Raw genomic sequence first — 7,333 nt, 5'->3', positions numbered from 1 at the left:
TGAACGGTTTGTGTCACACCTTCCTCTTAATTCTGGCTTCTTGATGCGAAGTATTCGATATTGATTCGGCGTAGTCTTGACCATTCGGCTGGTTTTCCGGTGATCATTAAGTCTGTGTCACGCAGTTCGCTCAGGTTTTGGCAATCTAATACCATCATCAACAAGCGTAATTGTTCGTCGTAAGACTTGACCATTTCAATCGTAGCGTCTACGCCTTCACCAAGGACTGAATGCAGGAATTGACCTGACATACCGACGGCAGATGCTCCTAGGGCAAGGGCCTTCATCATTTGCATGGGGTCTTTAATCCCACCAGAAGCAACGATTGCTGTCTGACTCATCAAAGGTTGTGCCTCTAATAGTGAAATGACGGTTGATTGACCCCAATCTGCCATATAAGCGAATTCTTGGTGTTCACGGCGGGCGTTTTCGATTTTGGCGAAATTGGTCCCACCTGTACCTGAGACATCAATGGTATTGACACCTAGACTTTGTAGGTGGTGCATGGTTTGGTAGGACATACCAAAGCCAACTTCCTTGACCATGACAGGTCGGTCTAAGTTTTCAACGATAGCGACGATATTATCTTCTAGTTTTCTGAAATCACGGTCGCCTTCAGGCATGACAATTTCTTGAGCCGTATTCAAGTGGATTTGTAGGGCATCAGCGTCTAATAAATCGACTGCTCTTTTGGCATCCTCTAAGGTCTTATCAGCGCCGACATTGGCCATCAAGAAACCATTAGGATTCACGTCACGAATAATGGTAAAAGAATCCGATACAGAAGGGTCTTTTAAAGCTGCAGAAACGGATCCTGAAGCCATTGGTAAATGACATTCACGAGCCACTTCAGCGAACATACCATTGATTTTTTTGGTCCATTCAGATCCACCAGTCATGGCATTAATATAGAAAGGGCGGTCAAACTGTTGCTTAAACAAAGTGGTCGACAAGTCGATATTATTGAATTCTTGGTGGGACAGGGATGGGTGGACAAAGCGGACAGATTCAAAATCAGTTGGCGCTGTTTGGTATTGCATTTCAGCATTATGCACGTGGGCATCTTTACGGTTCATACTATCTCTCCTGTTCATTTCTTTGCCAGAAAGCGAAGGGGAGAACGACTAGGTCATTTTCTCGCCACAAGCCTTGGATGGCTTCGGCCTCATCAGCGTGACTAGAAATCGCGTAAGCACAGTCTCCAGCCCCCGCCCCAGAAATTTTGGCAACGGTTTTTTCTGATGTGACTAACTTCAATGCTTTCTTAAAGGACTTGGTCAAATAAGGCTTATTCAGTGTTTGCGTATAGGTTAAAATACTGTCGAAATTTTCTTTGATGGCAGATTTGAATAAAGACCATTCATTCATTTGGATAGCTGCCTTAGCCATTAAAACTTGCCGTTTGGCCAATTGTTTAAAACTAGCCATGATTTCTTCCAGTTCCCGGTCAGAAATATGGTGAGCCACCATTTTTAATAGGTCTTCAGTAGACGCTTTTTCTTTCGACCAAACTAAGGACAAAGTCCAGTCTGGGTGAATCGGCAATTGTTCAATCATCAATTCCGGCCAAAATTCTTCGATTAAGGCATGGATTTCTTGTCCAGTTGACTTGGCTTGTTGGTCAAACCATGCCCGGTCAAAGTTTTGGTAGTAGATGACACCAGTTTGGGCGCTAGCTGCAACATCACCAAGTGACCCTACCATACCCAATTGTGCTTGAGCGATGGCAACTAATTTAAAGACTCGGTAGACCCACTGTGATTCCGTAATGTCTTGGTCTAATTTATAGAATTTCAACAAGGCTGAAACAACAGCCACGGAGATGGCACCAGAAGACCCTAAACCGTATTTGGTCCCATCAGCCGCATCCAAGTCAGACTGAATTTTCAAATCAAAGAAATCTGGTGTCACTGCCGATTTCATGCCGACTGCTTCAGCATATGCCATCACAGTTTGCATAGCTTGCCAGATTAATGGGAATTCGCCAGCTTCTGGGTCATCAGAAACGACTTGTCCATTGACGTCGTAGGTCCAAGCAATTGGATGGTCAGCTTGGTTGGTGAGTAGAAAGCCATTTTGCCCAGAATTCACTTCTAAAGTAAGGTGTAAGAAGGCGTCAACTGTGGTTAGTAAGGCAGCTTGGCCAGAACTCACCACTGCATATTCGCCCGCAAGGAATAATTTCCCCGGCACGGCCACCTTGATGGCATCTGTTTCGTTATTCGTATGGATTATCGTGCTATCATTACAAGATTGCGCCATCGTCATACTCCCATCTATCTAAGGGTTTAATGCCCGGTCCAGCCGTTGTTTGGATAAAGTTCATATCTTTAAACCGTTCTGCAAAAAAGGCTTCTACCTCGTCCATCTGGCTGGCTTTACATAAAACTTTCACGTTCGGTCCAGCGTCAATTGTAAAGTAAGCCAACACGCCAGTCGCGCGTAAATCTTGGACAGCTTGAATGGCTTTAATGGTATCAGGTTCAAAATAGGTGAATGACGGATCAGAAGCCATAGTTGTTGCATGCATCCGCATGGCATTGGCTTCAGCGATTTCACCCATCAATTGGAAATCTTGCTTGGCAATCGCCGCTTTAATACGCTCCAAATCAATCATATTTTGACGGACCCATTCAGAATAGAAAGGCGACGTTCGCAAGGTATGGGCCATCCCTGCACGAGAAGAAACCCGTTTCTCAGCGGTATTAATGGCCATAATGACCATGCCAATATCCCAAGAGGCGTCGTCAATTTCAACTGCCATAGAGTTTTCATTGGTCGTCCCTTTTTGCCATTCAACAAAGCCACCAAAAATGGACCGCGTTGCAGATCCAGATCCTCGTCGTGCATATGTCGATAGGGCCTGGTCAGAAATTTGATTTTCTAAATTCAAAGCCTGTCTAGTAGCCGCCGCTAAGGCCGAAAATGCCGATGAAGAAGAAGCCAGGCCTGCCGCAGTGGGCACATGATTGACACTTTCTACTTTAGCCCGCAAGTCTACGCCAGCTTCCGCCCTAAACATATCTAAAAACTTGCTAATTTTCGCCGTATCCGCTTCTTTGCCTAAATGACTGTTTAAATAAAAAACATCCGCATCCAATTGATTTGAAAACGTCACGCGCGTGTCTGTATACAAAGCGTCTAAAGTGAGCGACAAACTAGATGTAGTGGGGATAAACAGGTCCTTATTCGCCTTACCCCAATATTTAATTAATGCAATATTGGTGTGCGCCCGGTAAGCGCCTTGAAAAACTGACATCTCGATTCTCCCTCAAAAAATTTTCTTTCCTTTATTATAACCGATTTCCAATGATTTCGCCCACTATTCGCTAGCAATATCATCTATTGATGAAGACTTGAAGGGCACTACCCAGCTCGCCACTGCCATATTTTCCGTTTTTAAAGCTTTAGCCAAAAGGACAGCCTTGTCTTTGCTATCACACAAGGCGAAATAGCAACCGCCACGGCCACCACCAGTTAGCTTGGCTGCACCGGCCCCATTCGCTTCCGCAAAAGTGACACCCGCCTCGAGTTCAGGACTGGATACCTGTAAAGCGCGCAAGTGCTTGTGGGCATCCTTAAATGTACGACAAATAGCCGTAAACCATTCGTCATTGGCCATTTTGTCAGCATCTAATTCAACTAAATCAATAAATTGTGTAGCGGCTTCACCAAGTTGACGTAAATTACTTTCAACCGCTTGTCGACGGGTAATAAAAGCTGAATTCAAGCCAGCTGCCACGTCAGATACTGCATTTTTAGTGTTGCCGTGAATGCCAGTATCTGCAACTACCAACCAATAAGGGGTGTCGAAATGTATGACAGTCATTGGTTGATTTTTTTGATAAATCAAAGGGACACCAAGGCCGGCCACACGGGCATCCAAACCAGACGGATTGCCGTGACTAATTTTTTCAGATAAGTCTACGTATTTTAATAGTTGGTCTTCTGTAAGGGGGAGGTCATAGTAATTGTAGAAAGCGCGAACCAAAGCTGTTGCCATAGCTGCTGAAGAACCCATACCACGCTCAGCCGGTATAGATGAGTGGATATTAATCAGCCAGTGACTCTGGTTTTGGGTCATTAAATCCGCCCGTAATTGGTCGTAAACTGCTAGCAAGTTCTGTAAATCAGATGGTGCTTGGTGGAGTGGCCCTTCATATAAGTCACTCACCAAATAAGCATTGGTTTGGATCTGTTCAATGGTGACAGTCATTTCTACTGCATGAAAGGGTAGGGCTACAGATGGATACCCATGAACCACGGCATGCTCACCGATAATAATGATTTTCCCGTTGGCTTTACCAGTCGCTTTTTTCATACTTTCACTCCTATTCTGTTCTATTATATACAATATTTATAGGTACCAACACCTTTGTAGACGAATTAAATATAAATTTAGCAAATTATTAAAAAATGTACAGGTAGATTCCGAACAATATTTTATTATCATGCATAAATACCTAGTAATCACAAATATTAAATGCTAGAATAAAGATGAAATTCGAAAAAGGAAGTGAAAACATGAGTGTCCAACAATCAATGCAAGATATTGAAAAAATCATTGTACTTGATTACGGTAGTCAATATAACCAATTGATTACCCGTCGTATTCGTGAGTTAGGCGTTTATTCAGAACTATTATCACATAAATTAACTGCTGACGAAATCATGGCGAAAGGTAACGTTAAAGGAATCATCCTATCTGGTGGTCCAATGTCAGTGTATGCAGACGATGCTTTTTCAATCGATGAAGCCGTATTTGATTTAGGTATCCCAGTTTTAGGGATTTGCTATGGTATGCAATTAATGACATTTAAAAACGGTGGTGTAGTAGCTCGATCTGATAAACGTGAATATGGTCAACAACCATTATTCATTGACAAGGCAGATTCAGCCATTTTTAAAGGGTTAGAAGCAGAAGAATTGGTTTTAATGAGCCATTCTGACCGTATCGAAGAAATTCCATCAGGATTTGAAGTCACTGCCCGCGGTGAACATAGTCCAGTAGCAGCCTTTGAAAATACTGAAAAACAATTCTACGGTTTCCAATTCCACCCAGAAGTACGGGCATCTGTTCACGGTAACGATATGTTACGTAACTTTGTATTTGATATTTGTGGTGCACAGGGATCATGGTCGATGGAGAAATTTATCGATATTAAAGTCCAAGAAATCCGCGAATTAGTCGGTGAAGGTAAAGTTTTACTAGGCCTTTCTGGTGGGGTAGACTCTTCTGTTGTTGGTGTTTTATTACAAAAAGCCATTGGCGACCAATTAACTTGTATCTTCGTAGATCACGGTTTATTACGTAAAAACGAAGCAAAAGAAGTAATGGAAACGCTAGGTGGTAAATTTGGTTTAAACATCATCAAAGTAGATGCTGAAGACCGCTTCCTAAGCAAATTAGCTGGCGTATCTGATCCAGAACGTAAACGTAAAATTATTGGTAACGAATTTGTTTACGTATTCGATGACGAAGCACAAAAAATTAAAGACGTCGATTACTTAGCGCAAGGTACTTTATACACTGACGTTATTGAGTCAGGGACAGATACAGCGCAAACTATTAAGTCTCACCATAACGTTGGTGGCTTACCAGAAGACATGACCTTCTCATTGATCGAACCTTTAAATACCTTATTTAAAGATGAAGTCCGCGCAGTAGGGACAGAACTTGGAATGCCAGATAAGATTGTTTGGCGCCAACCATTCCCAGGACCAGGTTTAGCTATCCGTATCATCGGTGAAGTAACCCCTGAAAAACTAGAAGTCGTTCGTGAATCTGACTTTATCCTACGCGATGAAATTAGAAAAAACGGTCTAGAAGGCGACATCTGGCAATACTTTACAGTCCTACCTGGTTTCAAATCAGTAGGGGTAATGGGTGACGAGCGTACATACGAATACACAATCGGTATTCGTGCCGTAACCTCAATCGACGGTATGACTTCTGAATGGGCACGTATTCCTTACGACGTATTAGACACGATTTCTAAACGTATCGTAAACGAATGTGCACACATCAACCGCGTAGTCTTAGACATTACGAGCAAGCCACCTGCAACAATCGAGTGGGAATAAAAATAAAAGACCTTACAAGCATTGATTTAACAGTGTTTGTAGGGTCTTATTTTTTACTCTGATACCATTTTGATACCATTCAGTAATTCGGCAACTTCTTGATGTGCGGAACTCCATAAGTGTGAGTATGTATTTAAAGTAGTCTGGATATCCTTATGTCCCAATCTTTGTTGGATGATTTTAAAGTTAACGCCTTGTTTAATTAGCAGACTAGCGTGACTATGTCTTAAATCATGTACACGTATTCTTGGTAAGTCTGTATGTTTAGAAATCATTTGAAGCTGCTTAGCTAGAGTATCTTTTCTCACGTTTGGAAAAATTCTATCGTCAGGTTGATAATCATATAAGGTTTCTAAGTAGGTATCAAGCATATCCAATATAAATTGTGGAATGGTTATATCTCTGATTGATGTGTCTGTTTTAGGTCGGTTGATTACATCTTTCCCACGTAACCGTTGGTAAGATTTGTTAATCGTTAATACCTTATTTATATAATCAAAATCGTTAGCAGTTAAGGCTAGTAACTCACCAACTCTTATACCTGTGAAAAATAATAAGTGGAAAGCAAATCTATATTGTAAGGTGGGGAAACTATAAGTCGTTTGAGAATCTCTAAAATCATAATATGTCATTGCTTTGTTAAACTGTTCTAATGACCAATAATTCTTTTCATCAGCATGTTTCTTACCTATTGATCCAATCGTATGGATGGGGTTTGATTTCAAGCCGTAGTATTTAACTGCGTAATTTAGAATTGCGGACATTTGATTATTAATGGTTTTAATGTATGTTTGAGAATAGGAGTTACCTTTATTATCTTTCAAGGATAGAATGTCATTCTGCCATTTGCGTACAGTGCGCTCATTTATCTTTGATAATTTAATTTCACCAATAAAAGGTTTAATTTTTTTATTCATAATATTTCTCTTATTATCCATTGTCGACTCTCTTAATCGGTGAGACATATCATGTAAATAGATATCTATTAGTGAGTTAAACGTCATGTCAAGTTCACCAGTTTCTTTATTCATAAATTCTCGTTCAGCTTCAAGGGCTAGTTTCTTGGTTTTGAATCCACGTCTGACTTTACGTTTATTTGCACCGAAATCATCTTGGTATCTGATACTGAAATACCATTTCCCAGTGTTCTTATCTTTATAAGCTGGCATATTAATTTACCTCCTGTCTGTGGTAAAATATAGGTACACAAAAAGCACACACGTAGTGCGTTTTGTTAAAACTTCAGTAA

The 7,333-nt window shown here is 41.2% G+C and carries 6 protein-coding genes; 1 reads left to right on the top strand and 5 read right to left on the bottom strand.

Translation table 11 applies throughout. The features are described from left to right. Nucleotides 1-26: 26 nt before the first annotated feature. The 4 genes from fni to mvk all read right to left on the bottom strand — a co-directional run bounded on the left by fni (nucleotide 27) and on the right by mvk (nucleotide 4,321). Nucleotides 27-1,076, bottom strand: a complete 1,050-nt coding sequence (gene fni, locus B2V22_RS01045; RefSeq protein ID WP_290489925.1) for a type 2 isopentenyl-diphosphate Delta-isomerase — start codon at nucleotides 1,074-1,076, stop codon at nucleotides 27-29. 1 nt (nucleotide 1,077) lies between these two features. Then, the gene (locus B2V22_RS01040) at nucleotides 1,078-2,262 is read right to left on the bottom strand and encodes a phosphomevalonate kinase (RefSeq protein WP_290489924.1); all 1,185 of its coding nucleotides are present in this window, start codon (nucleotides 2,260-2,262) and stop codon (nucleotides 1,078-1,080) included. Next, nucleotides 2,246-3,259, bottom strand: coding sequence for a diphosphomevalonate decarboxylase (gene mvaD / locus B2V22_RS01035; protein ID WP_290489923.1), 1,014 nt, complete (start codon nucleotides 3,257-3,259; stop codon nucleotides 2,246-2,248). Before mvaD ends, B2V22_RS01040 begins: the two co-directional genes overlap by 17 nt. A 63-nt stretch (nucleotides 3,260-3,322) precedes the next feature. Further along, nucleotides 3,323-4,321, bottom strand: coding sequence for a mevalonate kinase (gene mvk, locus B2V22_RS01030; protein ID WP_290489922.1), 999 nt, complete (start codon nucleotides 4,319-4,321; stop codon nucleotides 3,323-3,325). 203 nt (nucleotides 4,322-4,524) lie between these two features. On the opposite strand from mvk, the gene guaA reads away from it, so the two are divergent. After that, on the top strand, nucleotides 4,525-6,084 hold the full coding sequence (gene guaA, locus B2V22_RS01025) for a glutamine-hydrolyzing GMP synthase (protein ID WP_290489921.1): 1,560 nt from the start codon (nucleotides 4,525-4,527) through the stop codon (nucleotides 6,082-6,084). A gap of 53 nt (nucleotides 6,085-6,137) precedes the next feature. On the opposite strand, the gene B2V22_RS01020 is transcribed toward guaA, so the two are convergent. After that, nucleotides 6,138-7,253: a site-specific integrase gene (locus tag B2V22_RS01020; protein WP_290489920.1), complete on the bottom strand. Its 1,116-nt coding sequence runs from the start codon at nucleotides 7,251-7,253 to the stop codon at nucleotides 6,138-6,140. Nucleotides 7,254-7,333 lie beyond the last annotated feature (80 nt).

The organism is Aerococcus sp. UBA6277, assembly GCF_002440555.1.
Classification (GTDB): domain Bacteria; phylum Bacillota; class Bacilli; order Lactobacillales; family Aerococcaceae; genus Aerococcus.
This window is presented reverse-complemented; position numbering and strand designations above follow the sequence as displayed.

Excerpts from the sequence above, each read along its gene's own strand:
- fni (WP_290489925.1), bottom strand. The coding sequence starts at position 1,076 with ATGAACCGTAAAGATGCCCACGTGCATAATGCTGAAATGCAATACCAA.
- B2V22_RS01040 (WP_290489924.1), bottom strand. The coding sequence starts at position 2,262 with ATGGCGCAATCTTGTAATGATAGCACGATAATCCATACGAATAACGAA.
- mvaD (WP_290489923.1), bottom strand. The coding sequence starts at position 3,259 with ATGTCAGTTTTTCAAGGCGCTTACCGGGCGCACACCAATATTGCATTA.
- mvk (WP_290489922.1), bottom strand. The coding sequence starts at position 4,321 with ATGAAAAAAGCGACTGGTAAAGCCAACGGGAAAATCATTATTATCGGT.
- guaA (WP_290489921.1), top strand. The coding sequence starts at position 4,525 with ATGAGTGTCCAACAATCAATGCAAGATATTGAAAAAATCATTGTACTT.
- B2V22_RS01020 (WP_290489920.1), bottom strand. The coding sequence starts at position 7,253 with ATGCCAGCTTATAAAGATAAGAACACTGGGAAATGGTATTTCAGTATC.